Genomic DNA, 20,620 nt, shown 5'->3' with positions numbered 1-20,620 from the left:
TGCGTATTGATGTTTGTAGTCAATCTTGGACTGAATTGCAGTTAACGGAATTGGGAAACCCTTATGTAATTTAGATGGTTTGTGAGCAATGAAAAATATAAAACGATCAAAAAAACGAATAGTAATAAAAACTTCTTATATAATTTATTCATTCGAAATTCCCCCTATTTTCTAGGTTTATAAACATTTTATCATTATTAATAAAGTGTTTATTTAGAAGTATTGAGAAGATTATGAAACTTTTATGAATAAACCCATGGAGAGACTTGTTTAGGGTTGTGTTTTGATCGGTAATCAGCAGTTTGTATCCTAGGTATAAAATGATTAATCTTTTAAACCTAAAAATCAATCTAGTCAATATATTCCACCCTACTGTTCAAATGAATACGTTTTCACAACTTAAGAGGTATTTTATGATGATAGTGGAGGTGTTACAGATGATTGAAACGAAAAAAGTAATTGATACAAATTTAACAGATGCCAAGACAAAGAAGTCATCTAAAAAATTAAGAGATTTTTTAAATTATCTTACGTTTGTAGGACCAGTAAGTATTGTTTTTGCAGCGATCGTGTTAACGCCATTTTTAATCGGCTTTTTCTATTCATTTACTCAGTGGGATGGTGTAGCTGATTCTGCTAAGTGGGTCGGACTTGAAAATTATAAATACATTTTTACGAAAGATACGGATTTTATCCATTCGTTTATTTTAACGGGTAAATATACATTTTTCGCCGTGATCTTAACCAATGTGATTGGTTTTGGTTTAGCGTTAATCGTAACACAAGCATTGAAGACTAGTAATATTTTAAGAACAGTCTTTTTCCTTCCAAATTTAATCGGTGGATTATTATTAGGTTTTATTTGGCAGTTCATTTTTAATAAAGGTTTAATTTCAATTGGACAATTATTGCATTCAGACTTTTTACAAAGAGCACTTTTAGGTGAAGAAAAAGGTGCGTTCTGGGCAATTGTCATCGTGGCAGTTTGGCAAGGTGCAGGTTATATAATGGTTATTTATGTAGCGGCTCTGCAAGGAGTACCACAGGAATTAATTGAAGCAGCTCAAATTGATGGTGCGAATAAATTCCAAGTGTTACGTAAAATCATTATTCCAATGGTAGCACCAGCTGTAACAGTTTGTTTATTCTTAACAATTTCATGGTCATTTAAAGTGTTTGATACAAACCTATCATTAACAAATGGTGGACCATTTAAGTCTACTGAGATGTTGGCTTTAAATATTTACACTGAAGCTTTTGTTAATAACCGTTATGGATTAGGTGAAGCAAAAGCGATTGTATTCTTCGTAGTCGTTGCGTTAATTTCAGTTATTCAAGTGTACATTACGAAGAAGAGGGAGGTTGAGGCATAATGCTAAAAGAACGATATACTGGCTTTACTTTAATATTAGAAATAGCGGCAATTATACTTGCTCTCATCTTCTTAGTTCCTTTTTATTATGTGTTAGGAAACTCATTTAAATCATTTGCTGATATTTTACAAAATACATCTTCGCTTCCAAAAAGCTTAGATTTTACAAACTATCAACAGGCAATTGAAGTCATGAATTTCTGGAAAGCATTAATGAACTCATTAATCGTGACAATTGCTAGTAATGTTGTAATCGTCTTTTTCTGTTCAATGGCAGCTTATAAACTAGTTCGTTCAAAAAGCAAAATTTCAAATATCATTTTCTTTATCTTTGTAGCAACAATGGTTATCCCGTTCCAATCAATTATGATCCCATTAGTGAAAGTTGGAAGTACGCTTCATTTAATGAATAGCCATTGGGGATTAGTAGTAATGTATTTAGGTTTCGGGTCAGCATTATCAATCTTCCTATATCATGGTTTTATTAAAACAATTCCAATTGAGTTAGAGGAAGCAGCAATTATTGATGGATGTTCTCCAACTATGGTTTTCTGGAAAGTTGTTTTTCCACTATTAAAACCAATTACGGTTACAATTGTTATCCTAAATACCTTATGGATTTGGAATGACTTCTTATTACCATCACTTGTATTAAGAGATATGGAGTTAAGAACAATTCCTCTTGCTACATTCTACTTCTTTGGCGCATATACAAAACAGTGGAATTTAGCGCTATCTGGACTTGTTTTAGGCATAACACCACTATTAATTTTCTACTTTGCAGCACAGAAACATATTATTAAAGGTATTACAAGCGGTTCAATTAAATAACGTGACTGGGTGGAAGCTATCAATATATTCCACCCATCATGTCAATTTAGACTATCCAAAGTTGATTGTTTTTAAATGTATAATGAAAGCGTATTCAAAATAAAGAATATTAAGACGGGGGTTTTTAGGATGAAAAAGATGCTAAAGGTAGCAGCAGCATTAACAACTTCAGTGATGTTATTCTCTGCATGTTCTGGAGGATCTTCAGACAAAGCTTCAAATGATTCAAAGGATAAAAAAGTAACATTAAACGTATTCCAGTTTAAAGCTGAGATTGCGAAAGATTTAGAACAAATGGCGAAGGATTACCATAAGGAAAATCCAAACGTAACAGTTAAAATTCAAACTGTTGGTGGCGGTGCTGACTACGGTGCTGCATTAAAAGCTCAATTTGCTTCAGGTAACGAGCCTGATATCTTTAATAACGGTGGATTCCAAGAAGCAGTAACTTGGAAAGATAAATTAGAAGATCTTTCTGATCAATCTTGGGTAAAAGACTTATATCCAGGAACTGAAAAACCAATGACAATTGACGGCAAACTTTACGGTATGCCAATGAATACTGAAGGTTATGGCTTTATTTATAATAAAGATTTATTCGCAAAAGCTGGTATTACGGAAGCACCAAAAACATTAAGCGAATTAACTACTGCAGCTGAAAAGCTTAAAAAAGCAGGTATCACACCATTCTCAGTTGGATATGGTGAGTGGTGGATTCTAGGAATTCACTTATTAAATATTCCTTTTGCTCAACAACAAGATCCAGATAAATTCATGGCTGATGTGAATTCAGGTAAAGTGAAAATTCAAGACAACGAGCAATTTAAACAATTTATGAAACTGTTTGATTTAACAGTTAAATACGGTAACAAAAATCCTTTAACAACTGATTACAACACTCAAGTTACAAACTTTGCTCAAGGTAAAACTGCTATGATCCAACAAGGTAACTGGATTCAAGGTATGATTGATGGAATCACTCCAAACATGAACTTAGGCGTGTTACCAATTCCAATCAACGATGACAAAGCAGCTATGGACAAATTACCAATGGGTGTACCAAATAACTGGGTAGTTAACAAAAACTCTAAAAACAAAGAAGAAGCTAAAAAATTCTTAGAGTGGATGGTTACTTCTGACACAGGTAAGAAATACATTGTAGAAAAATTCAAGTTTATCCCAGCATTAAAAACAATTCAAGGTAAAAACTTAGGACCAATCGCAGACGACTTACAAAAATACTCTGCTGAAGGTAAAACATTATCTTGGAACTGGTTCAAATACCCAGATGGAGCTACAAATGAGTTTGGTGCATCAATGCAAGCTTACGTTGGAAAGCAAAAATCTGCAGACGAAATGTTAAAATCTCTTGAAGATACTTGGATGAAATTAAAAAAATAAGTTCTTAATTTTAGGCTTCCCTGAAATACCCTATAGATTAAGGCAACCCACAAGGAATTAATTTCCTTGTGGGTTTTTTATGATTGATTTGAAAGTTTACTCTCTAGCACGTATCCAGAATAAGAATTAACCCTCAGTTTCCTATATTTAAATTTTAAACTTTCTGATAAACTAGATAGTAGAAAGTGCAAACGTTTCCGCGAAGGATGTTATCATGAAAAATAGTATTAGAAGTAAGTTGATTGTCTTATTATTAATCGCCACGATTATTCCTTTTGGATTATCGATTATCGCGAATTATTTTTATACGAAGAACACGGTAACAAAGGAATTTGTAAATACAAACCATGATTTGATAAAGCGTAGTGGGAATGATTTATTGAATTATTTTAATGAAATTTACGGAATTCCACTGTCCATTTATAGTAATAGACCGTTTTTGTCTGTGTTAGAAAATGGTGCGACAGCTTATATCGAACAAAATTCTGCAGAAATTCAACGTAGTTTATTAGGACTTTATTTTTCAAGAAGAGAAATCGAGCAATTGCATTTATATTTAACGAAGGGTAAGGATGATTACACCGTCTACAATGCAAAGGTTAGTAGTCGAGGGAAATTGTATAATTTCAACCAAATTCCCACATATAGAAATTTAAGTTTCTCGAGGGACTCGTATTATATTCAACCGACCCATCCGATTCAAAATTATAATAATTTATCTGATTTTCGAATTGAGCCAGTTAAACAAGTTGTATCACTTCATTATTTTTTAAATAATGTTACATCCGACCAATGGCTAGGCTTTTTATCAATCGATATTGAATTAAGTAGAATTAATGAAATTTTTGATCGTATTTATAAAAAAGGTGAGGAACATCTTTTCGTTGTTGGTGATGGGAATGTTGTTCTTTATTCCTCTGAAAAAAATCTGATAGGTAAAAAGCTAGAAACAAAATGGTATAAAAAGATTAGCTCAGATCGATCAGGTGAAACTAGTTTTGAATGGAAGGGAAAGGATTTTAGTGGGGTCTATGTGTATGACAAAATAAAAAGCAGCAATCATCAACAATGGACAATCATTAAAAGCATTCCTTATAAGAATCTCTACCATAATTCGAATCAATTATTGAAAATTACGGTTACACTCGGGGCGATTTCAGTCTTATTAGTCATCATTTTAACCATTATCGTATCATTCAGATTTACACGACCAATACGAATCTTAATTCGTGATATGCAGCGAATCGAGAAGGGAGAACTTGCCGTTTCGTTCGATACGTTAGGAAATGATGAGTTTGGTCAGTTAGGTAAACATTTTACTTCAATGGTCGATACGTTAAATGATTTATATATAAAAGAATATAAGCTTCAAATTGAAAATAAAACGAATCAATTAAAAGTACTTCAGTCTCAAATAAATCCGCATTTTTTATACAATGCCTTGCAGTCAATTGGAACTCTTTCATTAAAAAATGACGGAATAAAAGTTTATCGTTTAATTATGTCACTATCAAAAATCATGAGATATAGCATGAAAAATAATGAAGATTTTGTAACGCTTAAAGATGAATTAAACCATATAAAAGATTATTTATCACTTCAAAACGAACGATATGATGGCAGATTTGTTTATAACCTGGAAGTGGATGAAGGGTTAAACAAAGTAAAAATGCCCAAAATGATTTTACAGCCAATCGTCGAAAATTTCTTTAAACATGGTTTTGAAAAACAACAAAAGCTTGGTGAATTAAATATTTCGATTCATAGACAACAAGATGATCGCTTAAAAATAGTCATTGCTGATAATGGTGAAGGTGCTTCAGAAGAGGAGTTAGAAATCATCAATTCATCGCTATCAGAAGGTGGATTAAATACTCACGAGAGTATCGGTTTAAAAAATATTTCTGATCGCATTCATTTCTATTATGGTAAAAAAGCAGAAGTAAAAATAGAAAGTGTGAAGCATGAAAACTTTGTTGTAACGATAATCTTACCGATTGAAATGACAAGAGGAGAAGTTAATCATGAAGGTTCTACTAATAGATGACGAAAAGCATGTACGAGAAGGTGTAAAAATTCTTGCAGATTGGGATGCAATTGGTGTTACTGAAATATTAGAAGCAGAAAATGGAGCAATCGCTCAAGACATCATAATAAAGGAAAGACCGACAATTATATTTACTGATTTAATGATGCCAGAGCTAGACGGTAGAGGATTATTAAAGTGGCTTCATTCAGAAAACATTAATTGTAAAGTAATCGTTGTAACTGGGTATGATGACTATCATTATATGAGGGAAGCCATTCAGTTCGGTGCGTCTGATTATTTATTAAAACCAATTGATCCGGATATATTGAATGAAACTTTAGTAAAAGTTGTATCAGATTGGAATGAAAAAGAAAAAGAGAGAATTGATGCGTTAAATGATTTTCGTTTGCTGCAGGAAGTTTTACCTGTTTACAGGGACAAACAATTAACAAATGCAATCTACGGTAAAGAATATAATCAGAACATGTTAAACCAATTAGGATATGAAGAAGGGCAAACTTTACATGTTTCTTTACTAAAATTACGAAATTTAGAGACATTCAAAGATATTTGGCCGGAGGATTTATGCTTTTTTGCCCTATTAAATATAGTAAATGAAGTTCTTCAAAACCAAAATGGAGGAATTGCATTTCGTAATTTACAAGGTACAAAGGAGATTTGTTTACTATATTGGGGTGAGCAAGTAACTGACAGTATCCAACATATAGCTAAAACTTTATCGACAGTTGTACCTTTCCCGTTTCATTTTGCAATCAGTAGAAAGTTAACAATTGAATCGATCCAGTCTGGGTATGAGGAAGTTGTAAATGTTCTACAGCATGTAAATATTTTAGAAAAGCGAGATGTACCAGTTTATTTTTATGAAGATATAAAAGCGTATCATCCGATTAATCTAGTAGAAATCATCAACTTATTTGAACAAATGGTTGAGAAACAGGATATTTATATTTACGATGAAGTCATTCAACTTTTTAGTAAACGAATCGCACAGAAGAATTATCTTCCTTTTGCGCAGTTACTTTCATTGCATCAGGAGTTTCTAATCTTCCTTAATCATTGGATTAATAAACTATCTCTTCAAACCGTTCAGGAAGTAAATCTCGAATTGTTCTGGAATGCGAAAGGGCATTTTGAAATTGGTGATTATATTGCGACTCAAAGGGAAAGAGTTCAGTCGATTATTCAAGAAAAGAATCAGACGAACCAAGAACTCAACAGTATAGAAGCAATTGCAAATTATATTCAACTGAACTATGCTGAAGAAATTTCACTTCAGGAGTTTTCAGAGAAATTTTATTTAAGCCGCGAATATATATCCCGTAAGTTTAAACAAATATACGGTGTGAATATATCAGATTATATTGTTTCAATTCGGATCGAAAAAGCGAAGGAATTATTGAAGTTCCCCAATTTAAAAATTTATGAAATAGCAGGGAAAATCGGCTATCAAGATGATAAATACTTTCGAAAAGTGTTTAAGAAAATCGTTGGGATGACCCCAAATGAATACCGAAATATGAATGATTAGTAATTATTTAGTAAAAAAGTTGCAGGAAATCCTTGGAAACTGAGGAATAAGTAATTAGATATTTATTCTATGTATATTTATTCTAATGTTTCGGGGGATTAAAAATGGAACAGGCAGTTGAAAGAGTTTTTACGAAAGAGATTTTAACGAATGCAGCATCACAATTTGGTATAACAGTAGAAGAAAAACCAGTCGGAGAGTTCGAGAACTATCTATTTAAAGGTAAACTGGCAGATGGAACAGATCGCATTTTACGATTAACGCATTCATCTCATCGCTCAAAGGAAGAAATTGAGGCAGAACTTAAGTTTTTAAAATATGCTAGAGAAAACGGAGCGAATGCAGCAGGTTCTTTAAATTCTTTGAACGGTCATTTAGTAGAAGTCCAAAATGCAAGTGATGGTACAAGTTTTTACGCTTCAATGTTTGAATGGGCAGATGGGCAATTAGTTGATCGGACAAACCCAGCTGTGTGGAATGATGATCTCATGTACACATGGGGAAAAACAATCGGAAAGCTTCACGCATTAACAGTTGATTATCCTATAACAAATCATCGTGAGCATTGGGACGAAGAAGCTTATTTAAATGAAATGGTAGCTGATGAAGAACTTGGCATTTTTACGAAGGAATTAATAGAAGAAATCCAAGGTTATGACAGAAAGAAAGATTCATATGGATTAATCCATAGTGACTTGCATCTCCATAATTTCTTCGTAAATGATAAAGGTGAAATAACGGCTTTTGATTTCGATGACCTGCAATATAATTATTTCATTTCAGATATCGCAATTGTTCTATATTATACTGCTTGGGGTAGTAAGGCATCATTCGAAGAAAAATCTAATTTCGCAAAAAGACAGCTAGAAATCTTTCGAAAAGGTTATGAAACCGAATATGTATTAGATGAAGAATGGTATAGCCGAATTCCTTCATTTTTAAAATGTCGTGATATTACGCTTTATCATGTACTGAATATGAAATATGAAGAAAAAACGCAAAGAGTAATTGAACTTTGTGAAGAACTAAAAGAGCGTATCATAAATAAGAAGACGATCATTGATCTTTAAATTAAATAAAAAGCTACGATTCAAACACGAATCGTAGCTTTTTTTATATTAATTGGGGGTGAGTAAGGTTATTTGTGTCTAGCTTCTTCTATTTTATTAATATTGATTTCATATTGCTCATCTTCTAAGGGGATATAGCCGACTTGCTCAGCTAAAAGTGGAGCATTTTCATTCGCAAATTTCAAGTAGTCCAAAACGACAGGACGTTTAAGTGAGTTACTATTTACATATGTGTAGAGTTCACGTGAAAGAGGGTAAGTCCCATTTTTGATCGTCTCTTCAGTCGGTAGAACTGCTTTACCTGTTTTTGGATTAACGATTGGTACAATTTTTAATTGATCTTTGTTTTCTTCATAGTAAGCATGACCAAAGTATCCAATTGCACCTTTTTCACTAGCAACATCAGCAACAAGAGTTTTGACATCTTCAGACGTTTGAGCATCTTTCCGTTCGCCAGCTTGATTTAAGATTGTTTTATTAAAGTATTCGTAAGTTCCTGACTCAGGACCTGGGCTGAAGAATTTAATTTCTTCCTTTGGCCAAGCTGAGTTTAGTTCATTCCAAGTTTTTATTTTGCTATTAACGGCCCACAACTTTTTTAATTGTTCAACTGTTAATTGATTAACAAAATCATTGTCTTTATTTACTACAACAGATAGACCGTCGTAAGCTAATTTTAATTGAATATAATCGATGTTATTGTGCCTAGCGATTGTATCTTCTTCATTTGTTATTGGACGAGATGCGTCGTTTATATCAGTTATGCCATTTGTAAATTTTTTAAAACCATCAATTGTACCACTATTACCTAATGAAATCGTTACCTCGGGTTTTGCAGATCTATATTGCTTCGTTATTGTTTGCATAATCGGGAAAACGGTAGATGAACCGTCAATTAGTACACTACCAGTTAATTGTTTTTCAGCTGTACTTGAATTAGGATGATAGGCAATTCCACAGGCCGCTAAAGATAACATAGCTGTGATTGCGACGACTAATAAAAGTACTTTCTTACGTTGCATCTACAGTTTCCTCCCTCGTTGTTTTTGCTATATTTCTTACGATATCCCACAAAGATTAACTTGCTTTTAACGCTACGTAAAGAATTTGTAAAGGTATAGTGAAAGTCCCCCTTTTTTGTTAATAACCAATTAAAATGACCGTATAAACAGTAAAAAATGGGAGAGATATACGGTGGAGCAAATTGTCATCATCCAAGATCAAAACGAGATTGAACATGTGCTTCAACAAAGTAAACAATTCGGATTAATTAAAATCAGCACATATCGATATGGAGAGTTTAATGAAGACATACATCTTGGTTTCTTAAAAGGTTGCATAGTATTAATGAAAAGCCAAGTTTTGGACGAGTTTATTCCATTAATCATGAGAATAAGACGGATATCAGAAATACCGATCATATTATTAGTTGAAACTTATGATTCATACGAGGCAGCGATTTGCATTGAAGCTGGAGCGGATCAATATGTTAAATATCCGATTCATCCTAGAGATTTATCCGCAAGAATAAAAGCAGTTATGAGGAGGGCAGGCACTGGAAAAATAGAAGAAGACCGAGAAAAAGTTTTATATTTTGGAGAGATTTCCTTCTATTTAAATCGAGAAGAGGTTTACAAAAATAAAATGAGGATCGAGTTAAATGGTAGGGAATACGCAATTTTACTCTTTTTAATAAAAAAAGCCGGTTTTATTGTAACGAGAGAAGAATTAATGGAAGTGATTTCTGTTTATAAAAATAGAAGATTAATCGATATTTATATTCATAGTTTGCGACATAAAATTGAGGAACTACCTAATTATCCTAAATATATTAAAACGATTAAGGGGAAAGGCTATCGGTTTGAAACGCTTGTTAATTGAACAGAAGTGTAAAAAGCTAGGTGAATTCTTTTTAAGGATGCATTTTAGCTTTTTTATTTTTATAAAGCAGAGGTTTGGATAGAGAAATGCACTTTTATTGTTTTTAATAATAAAATAGACAAATTTTTTTATTAAAAATTAAATAAAAAAATTTTTTTTTGTACACACCCTATTAGACAAAATGACTAAAAAAACGTACAAATTGTATACAATTTTAAGGGTTAAACAACGAAAATGGACAATCTGTTTGTTTACCATATATTGGTAAAATTAAAATTCCGATATAACAAAAGATACATATAAAATACTCTTTTAAAATGTTTTAGACTCAAATTAAAAAATATCATCGGAAAGGTAGGACTTTTGATGTCTTTTGTAAATTCGAAAAAAAGAAGATAAATAAGTAATTGGATACAGCATTAACGTATAAAACATTGATAAATGAAAAAGCTAGGTGAATCCAAATTAGGATGTTCACCTAGCTTTTTATTTTATAAGTGCAGTAATCCAAAGTTGTAAGATCTTACTCAGCGTGATGTAACATGTACGTATACGCAGTATCGTAAAGGTGCTCTAATTCAGCATCCGTCATGAAAACTAAGTCCTCAGTTGAAAATCCTTTTGTTAATTCCAAAAATTGAACCATGTTTTTACGCTCTTCTCTACTCATCATTAACAACACTCCCTTTGATTTAAATGAATGATTAATTTGTTTTCACACTGTATTAATACAGTGTATTTATTTATATTTTATTATATAACAGAAAAACCAAAATGTGCTAGTGATTTTTACTAAATAAGGAAAAAATTATTTTTATCATTAAATTGATCATTATTCAATTTACATCGAATATATTTTTCTAGAATAATTTCTAATATTACAATTTTTATTAATGAATGTAACATAACTAGACAGGTTTGTAAGGGCTTCCATAAAATGGGTAAATAATCCGACAAAATACCTTGTTTTATGGGAAATTTATCCAAAGTTCCCTATTTGTAGATTAATTTTTGCTTAACTTTTAGTTAAGTAATTGTTATACTAGTCACTGTTGAATCTTAAGGTATATTTTAATAGAATAATAAATGTATAGAATTTAAGGAGGAAGCGATGGAAGAGACGATTAGTTTACAAGAATTATTCGGCGTTATTAAGAAACGTCTAATCATGATAATTAGTATTACAGTTGTAGCCACAGTGGTTACAGGAGTTATTAGTTATTTAATTTTAACCCCAATTTATCAATCTTCAACACAATTATTAGTTAATCAAAAAGAAACAAAAGATTCTTCGATTTACCAGAATAACCAAGTGCAAACAAATGTTCAATTGATCAATACATACAATGTCGTTATTAAGAGTCCAGCTATTTTAGATGAAGTTATTAATCAATTAAATTTAGATTATACAGTTGCAGAACTGACTAAAAATATTACAGTTGCAAGCGAAGCAAATTCACAAGTATTTACAGTTTCTGTACAAGATCCTGATCCTAAGCAAGCTCAAACGATTGTGAATACGATTGCAAATGTATTTCAGGCAAAAATTAAAACAATTATGAGTGTAGATAATGTAACTGTTTTAGCAAAAGCAGATTTAAGTGAAAATCCGATTAAACCAAATAAGAAATTAAACATTGCAATTGGTTTTGCTGTTGGATTAATGCTTTCAGTTGGTATTGCATTCTTACTTGAGTTTTTAGATAACACAGTTAAGACTGAAAAACAGCTTGAAGAATTATTGGAGTTACCTATTTTAGGTGTTATTACTGAAGTATCAAAGGGGAAAATTACTCCTAAAATAAATTTAAAAATGGGAAAGGGTGCGTAAACGTAAAATGGTTAAAAAAACGGCTAAAGAAAGTTTAAAAAGATTTCTTATTACATTAACAAACCCTAAATCACCATTTGCAGAGCAATATAGAACGGTTCGTACTAATATCCAATTTTCTTCAATCGATAAAAAAATAAAATCGATTTTAGTAACATCTTCCGAGCCTTCAGAAGGTAAAACAACGACAATTGCGAATCTTGCTGTTACATATGCTCAGCAAGAAAAGAAAGTTCTTCTAGTAGACGCAGACTTACGTAAACCTCAATTGCATTCTGATTTTAAGTTAGAGAATTTTAAAGGTTTAACAACTGCTATTGCACAAGAAAAGCCCTTAAAGGAAGTCATACAAAAAACTGAGATTAGCAATCTATCAATTCTAACTTCAGGACCTATACCGCCAAATCCATCAGAACTATTATCTTCAGAAAAAATGAAGAAGTTGATCGCACAAATGTATGAACAATATGATGTGATTCTTTTTGATGCTCCTCCATTGTTAGCAGTTACAGATGCTCAAATCATTTCACAAGTATGTGATGGTACGATTTTAGTTGTCCGTAGAGGATACACGGCAAAAGAAAAAATTAAAAAAGCTAAAGAGCTATTAACACTAGTAAACGCAAATATCCTAGGTGTTGTATTAAATCGAGCGGAACAGGGTAAAGACGGTTATTACGATTATTATGGTAGCGAAAAATGATTGATCTTCACTGTCATATTTTACCTGGCCTAGATGACGGTCCAATTACAATGGAAGATAGTATAAATATGGCACGAGCAGCCGTGGACAATGGGATTCATACAATTGTTGCATCACCTCATCATCAGAACGGACGTTACAATACAGACAGAAAAGTGATATTAGAAAAAGTAGAAGAGTTAAATAATGTTTTAAATGAAAAAGCTATACCTTTAATGATTTTACCTGGTCAAGAGGTAAGGCTTTATGGGGAATTGATCCAAGACTTTGAACTTAATCGAATTGTTTCAATTAATGATGGAAGACGCTATTTACTTTGCGAGCTTCCGTCATCTCATATACCACATTTTACAAATAAGTTGTTATACGAGATGCAAGCAAATCGAATTATACCGATTCTTGTACATCCTGAACGGAACAAAGTTCTTATAAACGAACCAGACATTCTTTTTGAATTTGTCCAAAAAGGGATCTTAACACAACTAACTGCTTCATCAATAACAGGTAAATTCGGTAAAAAAATTCAAAAGTTTGCTTTTAAATGTATTGAGGCAAATTGGGTACATATTATTGCATCAGATGCACATAATACGAAAAATCGGAATTTTGAGTTAATAGATGCATACGAAATCATCCGAGAAAAATTTGGAATAGAAACCGAGTTCCAAATGAGGGAAAATGCGCAATCAATTATGAATGGTGAAATTCTCTATCCAGAAGAACCTCTTAAATTAAAACAAAATATTTTTAGTCGTTTACTAGGAATCTAATAAATGATAGGTGATATCTCCTTACCGTTATCAATGGGGGTACTCGGCTATATTGTGGTAGATGATTAAATTAATTAGTTTTCCGCTTATCTTAATGCAAATAGACCTTATAAATCACTCAAACAAAACAGGCTATGCGTATTCGAGAAAAGGAGTAAAAAACTTGTAATGATCTGCTTAGACGCTAGTCGTCAGAGGTATTGTGTGAGGAGGGGTTAGATGCCCTAAACTATATTTAATTTAAAAGAAAATAGAGTTTCTTCTTGTGTATTTATTCACATGAATATAGAAGTGGAAACTTTATTAATTTGGGGAAAGAAAGCAATGGAGGGACTTGGAAAATGAAGAAAGTAAGAAAAGCAATTATACCAGCAGCGGGTTTAGGAACACGCTTTTTACCTGCAACAAAAGCAATGCCGAAAGAAATGCTTCCGATAGTAGACAAACCAACAATTCAATACATTGTTGAGGAAGCGATTGAATCTGGAATTGAAGATATCATTATCGTAACAGGTAAAGGAAAACGCGCAATTGAAGATCATTTTGATTATTCATATGAGCTAGAACAAAACTTATTAGAAAAAGAAAAATATGCGTTATTAGAACAAGTTAAAGCTCCATCTAATATCGACATTCATTACATAAGACAAAAAGAACCTAAAGGATTAGGTCATGCTGTTTGGTGTGCACGTAATTTTATTGGTAATGAACCATTTGCTGTATTACTTGGAGATGACATTGTCGAAGCAAAAACACCAGGATTAAAGCAGCTAATGGATCAATATGACAATACATATTCTTCAGTAATTGGTGTTCAAACAGTACCAGAAGAAGAAACACATCGATATGGCATTGTTGAACCGATTATGCAAGAGGGTAGAAGATACGAAGTAAAAAACTTTGTTGAAAAGCCAGCACCAGGTACAGCACCTTCTAATTTAGCAATCATGGGTCGTTATGTATTTACACCTGAAATTTTTATGTACTTAGAAGAGCAATCAATTGGAGCAGGTGGAGAAATTCAATTAACAGATGCAATTCAAAAATTAAATTCAATTCAGCGTGTGTTTGCATATGACTTTGAAGGAAAGCGTCATGATGTTGGAGAAAAATTAGGATTTATTAAAACGACTATAGAGTTTGCCTTACAACATGATGACTTGAAACATGATTTATTGAGATTTATGGATGAGGTACTAAGAAAAGAACCGGTTACAGTTTAAGAGAAATTAATTAAAATATATGAGAAATTTAGTTGGTTTTTTGGATTGAGTAAAGGGGGAAATATAATGTCATATCAAAAAAGATTTTCACTTTTAGTATTTCTCGATTCTGTTATCGTTCTTACCTCTGTTTATTTAAGTTATTGGTTTTTATATCCGAATATTATTAATAATTTCCCACCTTTTTTAATAACTGGTTCTGTTACTATATTAATTTGTCATCATATTTTTGCCTTTTATTATAAGCTATACAAAAAAGCTTGGGAATACGCAAGTGTTGGAGAACTATTTCATATTTTTAAGGCAGTATCGTTATCTATAGTAATTACTGCAATTGTCCAATTAATCTTTACAAATGGTCTTTACATACGTGTTTTAATGATAACTTGGATGCTTCATATATTACTAATTGGTGGTTCCCGTTTTGTTTGGCGCATGTTCCGCGATTCTTTTATTGATAAATCTACGAACAAAAAGCGAACCTTAATTATTGGGGCAGGGAAAGCAGGAACTATGGTTGTACGTCAGTTAATTAGAAGCAATGATACAGAATTATGTCCCGTTGCATTTATTGATGATGATCCAACAAAGTTTAAATTAGAAATAATGAATATTCCAGTTGTTGGTAAAACGAATGAAATTGAACGTATTGTTGAAGATTACAATATAGAAACTATCATAATAGCCATTCCGTCTTTAAATAAAAAAGGAATTAATTCTATTTTTCAAGAGTGTAGTAAAACCAAAGCTAAAACTCAAATCGTTCCAATGTTAGAAGATATATTACAGGGGAAGGTTGCAGTAAATGAATTTAGAGAAGTAAAAGTAGAAGAGTTATTGGGAAGAGAACCAATTCAATTAGATGATGAAGGTATTTTAGACTCTATTAAAGAAAAGACAATCCTAGTGACAGGAGCAGGTGGATCGATAGGCTCAGAAATCTGTCGTCAAATTTTAAAATATAAACCACAAAAAATTGTTCTTTTAGGTCATGGAGAAAACAGTATATACACAATCGAAATGGAGTTAAGAGAAACATATAAAGATAGTGTTGAAATTATTACTGAAATTGCAGATATACAAGATCGCAATAAGATGTTTGAGATCATTGATAAACACCGACCATATATAGTTTATCATGCAGCGGCACATAAGCACGTACCATTGATGGAAAGAAATCCGGAAGAAGCAGTGAAAAATAATGTGTTCGGTACTAAGAATGTGGCAGAAGCTGCAGATACATTTGGGGTTAATACGTTTGTTATGGTATCTAGCGATAAAGCTGTAAATCCTACAAATGTAATGGGAGCAACAAAAAGGGTTGCGGAAATGCTAGTTCAACAAATGGCTGCTATTAGTAATACAAAATTTGTTGCGGTACGATTTGGAAATGTACTTGGTAGTAGAGGTAGTGTTATCCCTTTATTTAAAAAGCAAATTCAAAAAGGTGGACCTGTTACGGTAACGCATCCCGATATGATTCGTTACTTTATGACAATTCCTGAAGCTTCAAGACTAGTAATACAGGCTGGAGTATTAGCTAAGGGTGGAGAAATTTTTGTACTTGATATGGGTGAGCCTGTAAAAATCGTAGATTTGGCAAAAAACTTGATTACAATGTCAGGATATTCAATGGATGAAATCGAAATTGAATTTTCAGGAGTAAGACCTGGCGAGAAATTGTTTGAAGAGTTATTAAATGAAAACGAAGTTCATCCGAAGCAAATATTTCCAAAGATTCATGTAGGTAAAGCGGTTCTAACCGATCAAGAAACCGTAGGGGCTTTTATGAATGATTTTGAAAATATGAGTAAAGAATTAATACGTGAAAGACTCTTAGAGATGGCGAATAATAAATCTCTAGTGAATGTTCATTTTTAATTATACTAAGCTACTAGTTTTACAAAAATGGAGCTGATTTTCTTGAAAGAAAATTTATTAATACTGGGCGCTGGTGGTCATGGAAGAGTAGTTAAAGAAACCGCCGATGCAATGGATTGTTTTGCAAGAATTGATTTCCTAGATGACAATTCTGAAATAGCAATAGGAAAATGTATTAATTATAGAATGTTTGTTAACAAATACACCTACGCTTTTATTGCACTTGGTAACAATGAACTAAGAATGAAATGGTATAAAGAGTTAACAAAAGTAGGATTTCAGATTCCATTTTTAGTGGATCCAACAGCTTATATAAGTCCTTCGGCTAATATTGCAGCAGGCTCAATAGTTTGTGCTAAGGCAGTCGTTAACACGAATGTAAGAATTGAAAAGGGTTGTATCATAAGTATTGGTGCATTAATAGATCATGATTGTATTATTGGTGAGTATTCACATATTAATACTGGTGCAATTATTAAAGCAAACAGTAAGCTAGAGAGACTGCAGATGCTGGATTCTGGAAGGGTCTACGCTAATAAAATGCAATAAAAGTAACTAGTTATGAAACTGAGGTGAAATTAGAATGTACTTAAAGGTTAAAAGGATTATAGATATTATTCTTTCTTTAATTGGAATATTTGTTTTATCGCCAATATTTTTAATTTTAATTATTGCAATTAAATTAGATTCAAGAGGGCCTATTTTGTTTAAACAAAAACGTGTTGGAATAAATAAGTCTTATTTTTATATATTAAAATTCCGAACTATGAAAATAGATACACCTAAGGACACTCCTACTCATTTACTAAAGAATCCAGATCAATACATTACAAAAATGGGCAGGTTTCTAAGAATGACTTCACTAGATGAGCTGCCGCAGATTTGGAATATTTTTGTTGGACACATGAGTATTATTGGGCCAAGACCAGCACTTTGGAATCAGTATGATTTGATTGCTGAACGAGATAAATATGGTGCCAATAATGTACTACCTGGTCTGACTGGTTGGGCACAAATTAATGGTAGAGATGAACTTCCTATCGAGGTAAAGGCCAAATTAGATGGCGAGTATGTTCAAAAATTTAGTATTTGGATGGATGTTAAGTGTTTTTTTGTAACGATTGTTAGTGTTATTAAAAGCGATGGGGTTATTGAAGGTGGAACCGGAGCAGTAGTAAATGAAGAAATTCCAAAGAATAATAAAAAAACTTCTTAATAGTTAGCAGGTGAATAATTTTTGAGAAAGAAAGTGCTGTTTTTATCGAATCATTTTATAACACTATATAACTTTAGAAAAGAACTAATTTCTCAACTTCTTGAGGAAGGACATGAGGTTTACTTATCTATACCTAAATCTGATGAAAATAGTTTCTTCATTAAAATGGGTTGCAAAATTATTGAAACCCCAATGGATCGAAGAGGGATAAATCCGTTCAAAGATTTTGCACTTATATTGAGATATATAAAAATTATGAAAAACTTGAAACCGGACATTGTTTTCTCATATACAATCAAACCTAATATTTATGGTAGTATCGCATCTAATTTTACTAAAAACAGGCAGGTTAGTAATATTACCGGTACAGGTGGGACTTTCTTGAAAGAGGATGTATTAAGTCGTATTGCTAAGAGCTTATATAAGATATCACTCAAAAAATCATATAAGGTCTTCTTTCAAAATATTGGGGATAGAGAATTTTTTGTTAAAAATAATATGGTTAAGAGTAATTATGATATGCTTCCTGGTTCAGGTGTAAACTTAAAGCAGTATTCATTATGTGAATTACCTTCAGGTGGTAAAATCAACTTTATTTATATAGGAAGAATTATGGAAATAAAGGGAATAGATGAGTTTCTAAGGGCGGCTAAATTAATAAAGCAAAGTTATCCTAGTACACATTTTTATGTAGCAGGGTTTATAGAAGAAGATAGATATAAACATATTATTGAAGATTATCATGAAAAAGGAATTATCGATTATATTGGATTTCAAAAGGATATAAAATCATGGATAAAAAAATGTCATTGTACTATTTTACCTTCTCATGGAGGTGAGGGAATACCTAATGTGCTTTTGGAGTCGGCAGCTATGGGAAGAGTATGTATTGCTTCTAATATCAATGGGTCTAAAGATGTCATTGACAATGGATTATCTGGGTATTTATTTGAGGCTAGAAATAGCCAAGATTTGGTTAATCAAGTTAGGAATTTCATAGAGCTATCTTATCAGCAAAAACGTGAGATGGGCTTTTTTGGTAGAAGAAAAGTAGAGACTGAGTTTGATAGACAGATAATCATTGATGCTTATTTAAAGGAAGTGAAAATAATATGACTAAATATTTAAGAGCTATTACTTGTCTAGTATTTTCATTGATAAAGTTTAGCTTTATGAAAATATTTAATTTTAAAAAAATACAATTTACACTTTTTAATCTTTTTTCACCTTTTACAGAAGTAGTAGTTGGCAAAAATGCACAATTAGCCCTTGGAAAAATGGTAAAGGCAAGAAGTGGTGTAAAGATAAATGTGAGATCAAATGCAGAGGTAAAAATAGGTGAAGAAACATTTTTTAACCATGGTTGTATGATAATATGTCATGAAAAAATTAGTATTGGGAACAATGTACAGTTTGGGCCAAATGTCTATGTTTATGATCATGACCACGATTTTAGGGTACAAGATGGTTTAAAGAGTAAAAAGTTTAAAACTTCTTCAGTTAAGATAGGAAATAATGTATGGATAGGTGCAAATTCGGTAATTTTACGTGGAACAGTAATAGGCGATAATTGTGTCGTCGGAGCTGGATGTGTTATTAAGGGTAATTATCCAGATAATACGTTAATAGTCCAAAAAAGAATAGAGGAACAAAAAGAAATTCAAATGATTTAAACTTTTATAATATGGTTGAAGGAGCAAAAATGAGAATATTATTAGCAACTGATACAAAAGTATATGTAAAAGACGGAAGATATTACGCAGATAATTCATTTGTTCCTGTAGTAAAACGCTACTTTGATGCATTTCAAGAAATTATTCTGTGTACAAGAACTGTTAATGTTTCTGAAATCCCAACTTTCTGTGCTGAAATATCGCAATATATATATGATTATATTGCGATAGATAGTTTAAAAAGCGTTCTTTTAAATAAGTATAATCAACAAATAATTAATGCTATTTCTAATTGCGATATTGTTGTATCTCGAGTCCCATCTATTGTCTCATATAGGGTTGCGGATATTGCAATTAGACAAAACAAACCATATATGACTGAGGCAATGGGATGTGCATGGGATGCATATTGGAATCACGGGATTTTAGGTAAATCTATAGCTCTATACATGTTTCTCAAAATGAAAAAATTGGTATATAGAGCGAGTTATTCTACGTATGTAACAGAGAAATTTTTACAAAGTAGATATCCAAGTAAAAATAATAGTATAAATGCCTCGAATGTTTCAATTGGTAAATTAGAAGATAGGGTATTAAAAAAGAGAATAAACAAAATTAAAAAAAGAGATAGTAGTAAATTAGTGCTTTTAACAGCAGCTGCTGTAAACGTTAGATACAAGGGGCATGAATATGTAATAAGGGCAATAAAATCATTATGCGATTCCGGAATAGATATAACGTATTACCTTGCAGGAAAAGGGGATCAAACATTTTTAAGAAACCTTTCAAAAAAATATCAGGTTGAGGATCGGGTAATATTTTTAGGGGGACTATCTCGTCAGGATGTAATAAATGCAATGGATATGGCGGATATTTATATTCAGCCTAGTAAACAAGAAGGTTTACCGAGATCAATTATTGAAGCAATGAGCAGAGGATGTCCAGTGTTAGGTGCTAATACGGCAGGTATTCCTGAGCTAATACAGAATGAATGTGTGTTTAAAAGAGGGTCTGTTTCCTCAGTAATAAGTTCAATAAAAATGATTTTAAATGAGGACTTAGAACGGATTGCTATTGAAAACTTTTCTAAAGCAAAAGAATATGAAGAAGAGATATTAGACAATAGGAGACAATTGTACTATGAGAAAATTAAGAGAGAGTTATTAGAAAAATCAATATAAATAGATTGG

19 protein-coding genes are annotated in these 20,620 nt (G+C 32.0%); 17 read left to right on the top strand and 2 right to left on the bottom strand.

Annotated features, from left to right (window positions below):
• The first annotated feature begins 437 nt into the window (after nt 1–437).
• The 6 genes from COJ46_RS15815 (at nt 438) to COJ46_RS15790 (ending at nt 8,252) form a co-directional block, all read left to right on the top strand.
• Nucleotides 438–1,373, top strand: a complete 936-nt coding sequence (locus COJ46_RS15815) for a carbohydrate ABC transporter permease (RefSeq protein ID WP_286145516.1) — start codon at nt 438–440, stop codon at nt 1,371–1,373.
• Complete coding sequence (locus COJ46_RS15810) at nt 1,373–2,203, top strand: carbohydrate ABC transporter permease (protein ID WP_097973254.1); 831 nt, start codon at nt 1,373–1,375, stop codon at nt 2,201–2,203. The genes COJ46_RS15815 and COJ46_RS15810 overlap by 1 nt, the downstream gene beginning before the upstream one ends.
• Nucleotides 2,204–2,332: 129 nt before the next feature.
• A complete protein-coding gene (locus tag COJ46_RS15805) occupies nt 2,333–3,604 on the top strand; it encodes an ABC transporter substrate-binding protein (RefSeq protein WP_097973256.1) in 1,272 nt (423 codons plus the stop codon).
• A 214-nt stretch (nt 3,605–3,818) separates the two neighbouring features.
• Entirely contained in the window at nt 3,819–5,651 is a 1,833-nt protein-coding gene (locus COJ46_RS15800; protein ID WP_098566100.1) for a sensor histidine kinase, read from the top strand.
• Nucleotides 5,629–7,182 carry a response regulator transcription factor gene (locus COJ46_RS15795; protein WP_098566099.1) on the top strand — a complete coding sequence of 518 codons (1,554 nt, stop codon included), beginning with the start codon at nt 5,629–5,631 and terminating at the stop codon, nt 7,180–7,182. Before COJ46_RS15800 ends, COJ46_RS15795 begins: the two co-directional genes overlap by 23 nt.
• Before the next feature lie 104 nt (nt 7,183–7,286).
• A complete protein-coding gene (locus COJ46_RS15790; RefSeq protein ID WP_098566098.1) occupies nt 7,287–8,252 on the top strand; it encodes a phosphotransferase enzyme family protein in 966 nt (321 codons plus the stop codon).
• Nucleotides 8,253–8,320: 68 nt separating this feature from the next.
• On the opposite strand, the gene COJ46_RS15785 is transcribed toward COJ46_RS15790, so the two are convergent.
• Nucleotides 8,321–9,274 carry a PstS family phosphate ABC transporter substrate-binding protein gene (locus tag COJ46_RS15785; RefSeq protein WP_098566097.1) on the bottom strand — a complete coding sequence of 318 codons (954 nt, stop codon included), beginning with the start codon at nt 9,272–9,274 and terminating at the stop codon, nt 8,321–8,323.
• A 172-nt stretch (nt 9,275–9,446) separates the two neighbouring features.
• Between COJ46_RS15785 and COJ46_RS15780 the strand changes: the two genes are divergently transcribed.
• The gene (locus COJ46_RS15780; protein WP_098566096.1) at nt 9,447–10,133 is read left to right on the top strand and encodes a winged helix-turn-helix domain-containing protein; all 687 of its coding nucleotides are present in this window, start codon (nt 9,447–9,449) and stop codon (nt 10,131–10,133) included.
• 523 nt (nt 10,134–10,656) lie between these two features.
• On the opposite strand, the gene COJ46_RS15775 is transcribed toward COJ46_RS15780, so the two are convergent.
• Nucleotides 10,657–10,806, bottom strand: coding sequence for a BH0509 family protein (locus COJ46_RS15775; RefSeq protein ID WP_098566095.1), 150 nt, complete (start codon nt 10,804–10,806; stop codon nt 10,657–10,659).
• A 438-nt stretch (nt 10,807–11,244) separates the two neighbouring features.
• Between COJ46_RS15775 and COJ46_RS15770 the strand changes: the two genes are divergently transcribed.
• The 10 genes from COJ46_RS15770 to COJ46_RS15725 all read left to right on the top strand — a co-directional run bounded on the left by COJ46_RS15770 (nt 11,245) and on the right by COJ46_RS15725 (nt 20,611).
• Nucleotides 11,245–11,964, top strand: coding sequence for a YveK family protein (locus tag COJ46_RS15770; protein WP_098566094.1), 720 nt, complete (start codon nt 11,245–11,247; stop codon nt 11,962–11,964).
• A 7-nt stretch (nt 11,965–11,971) separates the two neighbouring features.
• Nucleotides 11,972–12,667 (top strand): CpsD/CapB family tyrosine-protein kinase, encoded by a 696-nt coding sequence (locus tag COJ46_RS15765; protein ID WP_098566093.1) that lies wholly within the window; start codon nt 11,972–11,974, stop codon nt 12,665–12,667.
• Nucleotides 12,664–13,437, top strand: coding sequence for a tyrosine-protein phosphatase (locus COJ46_RS15760; protein ID WP_098566092.1), 774 nt, complete (start codon nt 12,664–12,666; stop codon nt 13,435–13,437). Before COJ46_RS15765 ends, COJ46_RS15760 begins: the two co-directional genes overlap by 4 nt.
• Before the next feature lie 341 nt (nt 13,438–13,778).
• The gene (galU, locus tag COJ46_RS15755) at nt 13,779–14,660 is read left to right on the top strand and encodes a UTP--glucose-1-phosphate uridylyltransferase GalU (protein ID WP_098566091.1); all 882 of its coding nucleotides are present in this window, start codon (nt 13,779–13,781) and stop codon (nt 14,658–14,660) included.
• 66 nt (nt 14,661–14,726) lie between these two features.
• Nucleotides 14,727–16,541, top strand: coding sequence for a polysaccharide biosynthesis protein (locus tag COJ46_RS15750; RefSeq protein WP_098566090.1), 1,815 nt, complete (start codon nt 14,727–14,729; stop codon nt 16,539–16,541).
• A 42-nt stretch (nt 16,542–16,583) separates the two neighbouring features.
• Nucleotides 16,584–17,090 carry a PglD-related sugar-binding protein gene (locus COJ46_RS15745; protein WP_176527947.1) on the top strand — a complete coding sequence of 169 codons (507 nt, stop codon included), beginning with the start codon at nt 16,584–16,586 and terminating at the stop codon, nt 17,088–17,090.
• Between the two features lie 34 nt (nt 17,091–17,124).
• Entirely contained in the window at nt 17,125–17,757 is a 633-nt protein-coding gene (locus COJ46_RS15740) for a sugar transferase (RefSeq protein WP_098566088.1), read from the top strand.
• 21 nt (nt 17,758–17,778) lie between these two features.
• Complete coding sequence (locus tag COJ46_RS15735) at nt 17,779–18,873, top strand: glycosyltransferase family 4 protein (protein WP_098566087.1); 1,095 nt, start codon at nt 17,779–17,781, stop codon at nt 18,871–18,873.
• Nucleotides 18,870–19,430, top strand: a complete 561-nt coding sequence (locus tag COJ46_RS15730; protein ID WP_098566086.1) for an acyltransferase — start codon at nt 18,870–18,872, stop codon at nt 19,428–19,430. The genes COJ46_RS15735 and COJ46_RS15730 overlap by 4 nt, the downstream gene beginning before the upstream one ends.
• 29 nt (nt 19,431–19,459) lie before the next feature.
• Nucleotides 19,460–20,611, top strand: a complete 1,152-nt coding sequence (locus COJ46_RS15725) for a glycosyltransferase (protein WP_176527946.1) — start codon at nt 19,460–19,462, stop codon at nt 20,609–20,611.
• Nucleotides 20,612–20,620: the final 9 nt, after the last annotated feature.

It is taken from the genome of Bacillus sp. AFS077874 (assembly GCF_002566505.1).
Classification (GTDB): Bacteria; Bacillota; Bacilli; order Bacillales; family Bacillaceae_G; genus Gottfriedia.
The sequence above is the reverse complement of the archived record's forward strand: the minus strand, read 5'-3'. Positions and strand labels throughout refer to the sequence as shown.

Coding starts and splice junctions, on each gene's coding strand:
- COJ46_RS15815 (WP_286145516.1), top strand. CDS start 438: ATGATTGAAACGAAAAAAGTAATTGATACAAATTTAACAGATGCCAAG.
- COJ46_RS15810 (WP_097973254.1), top strand. CDS start 1,373: ATGCTAAAAGAACGATATACTGGCTTTACTTTAATATTAGAAATAGCG.
- COJ46_RS15805 (WP_097973256.1), top strand. CDS start 2,333: ATGAAAAAGATGCTAAAGGTAGCAGCAGCATTAACAACTTCAGTGATG.
- COJ46_RS15800 (WP_098566100.1), top strand. CDS start 3,819: ATGAAAAATAGTATTAGAAGTAAGTTGATTGTCTTATTATTAATCGCC.
- COJ46_RS15795 (WP_098566099.1), top strand. CDS start 5,629: ATGAAGGTTCTACTAATAGATGACGAAAAGCATGTACGAGAAGGTGTA.
- COJ46_RS15790 (WP_098566098.1), top strand. CDS start 7,287: ATGGAACAGGCAGTTGAAAGAGTTTTTACGAAAGAGATTTTAACGAAT.
- COJ46_RS15785 (WP_098566097.1), bottom strand. CDS start 9,274: ATGCAACGTAAGAAAGTACTTTTATTAGTCGTCGCAATCACAGCTATG.
- COJ46_RS15775 (WP_098566095.1), bottom strand. CDS start 10,806: ATGATGAGTAGAGAAGAGCGTAAAAACATGGTTCAATTTTTGGAATTA.
- COJ46_RS15770 (WP_098566094.1), top strand. CDS start 11,245: ATGGAAGAGACGATTAGTTTACAAGAATTATTCGGCGTTATTAAGAAA.
- COJ46_RS15765 (WP_098566093.1), top strand. CDS start 11,972: ATGGTTAAAAAAACGGCTAAAGAAAGTTTAAAAAGATTTCTTATTACA.
- COJ46_RS15760 (WP_098566092.1), top strand. CDS start 12,664: ATGATTGATCTTCACTGTCATATTTTACCTGGCCTAGATGACGGTCCA.
- galU (WP_098566091.1), top strand. CDS start 13,779: ATGAAGAAAGTAAGAAAAGCAATTATACCAGCAGCGGGTTTAGGAACA.
- COJ46_RS15750 (WP_098566090.1), top strand. CDS start 14,727: ATGTCATATCAAAAAAGATTTTCACTTTTAGTATTTCTCGATTCTGTT.
- COJ46_RS15740 (WP_098566088.1), top strand. CDS start 17,125: ATGTACTTAAAGGTTAAAAGGATTATAGATATTATTCTTTCTTTAATT.
- COJ46_RS15730 (WP_098566086.1), top strand. CDS start 18,870: ATGACTAAATATTTAAGAGCTATTACTTGTCTAGTATTTTCATTGATA.
- COJ46_RS15725 (WP_176527946.1), top strand. CDS start 19,460: ATGAGAATATTATTAGCAACTGATACAAAAGTATATGTAAAAGACGGA.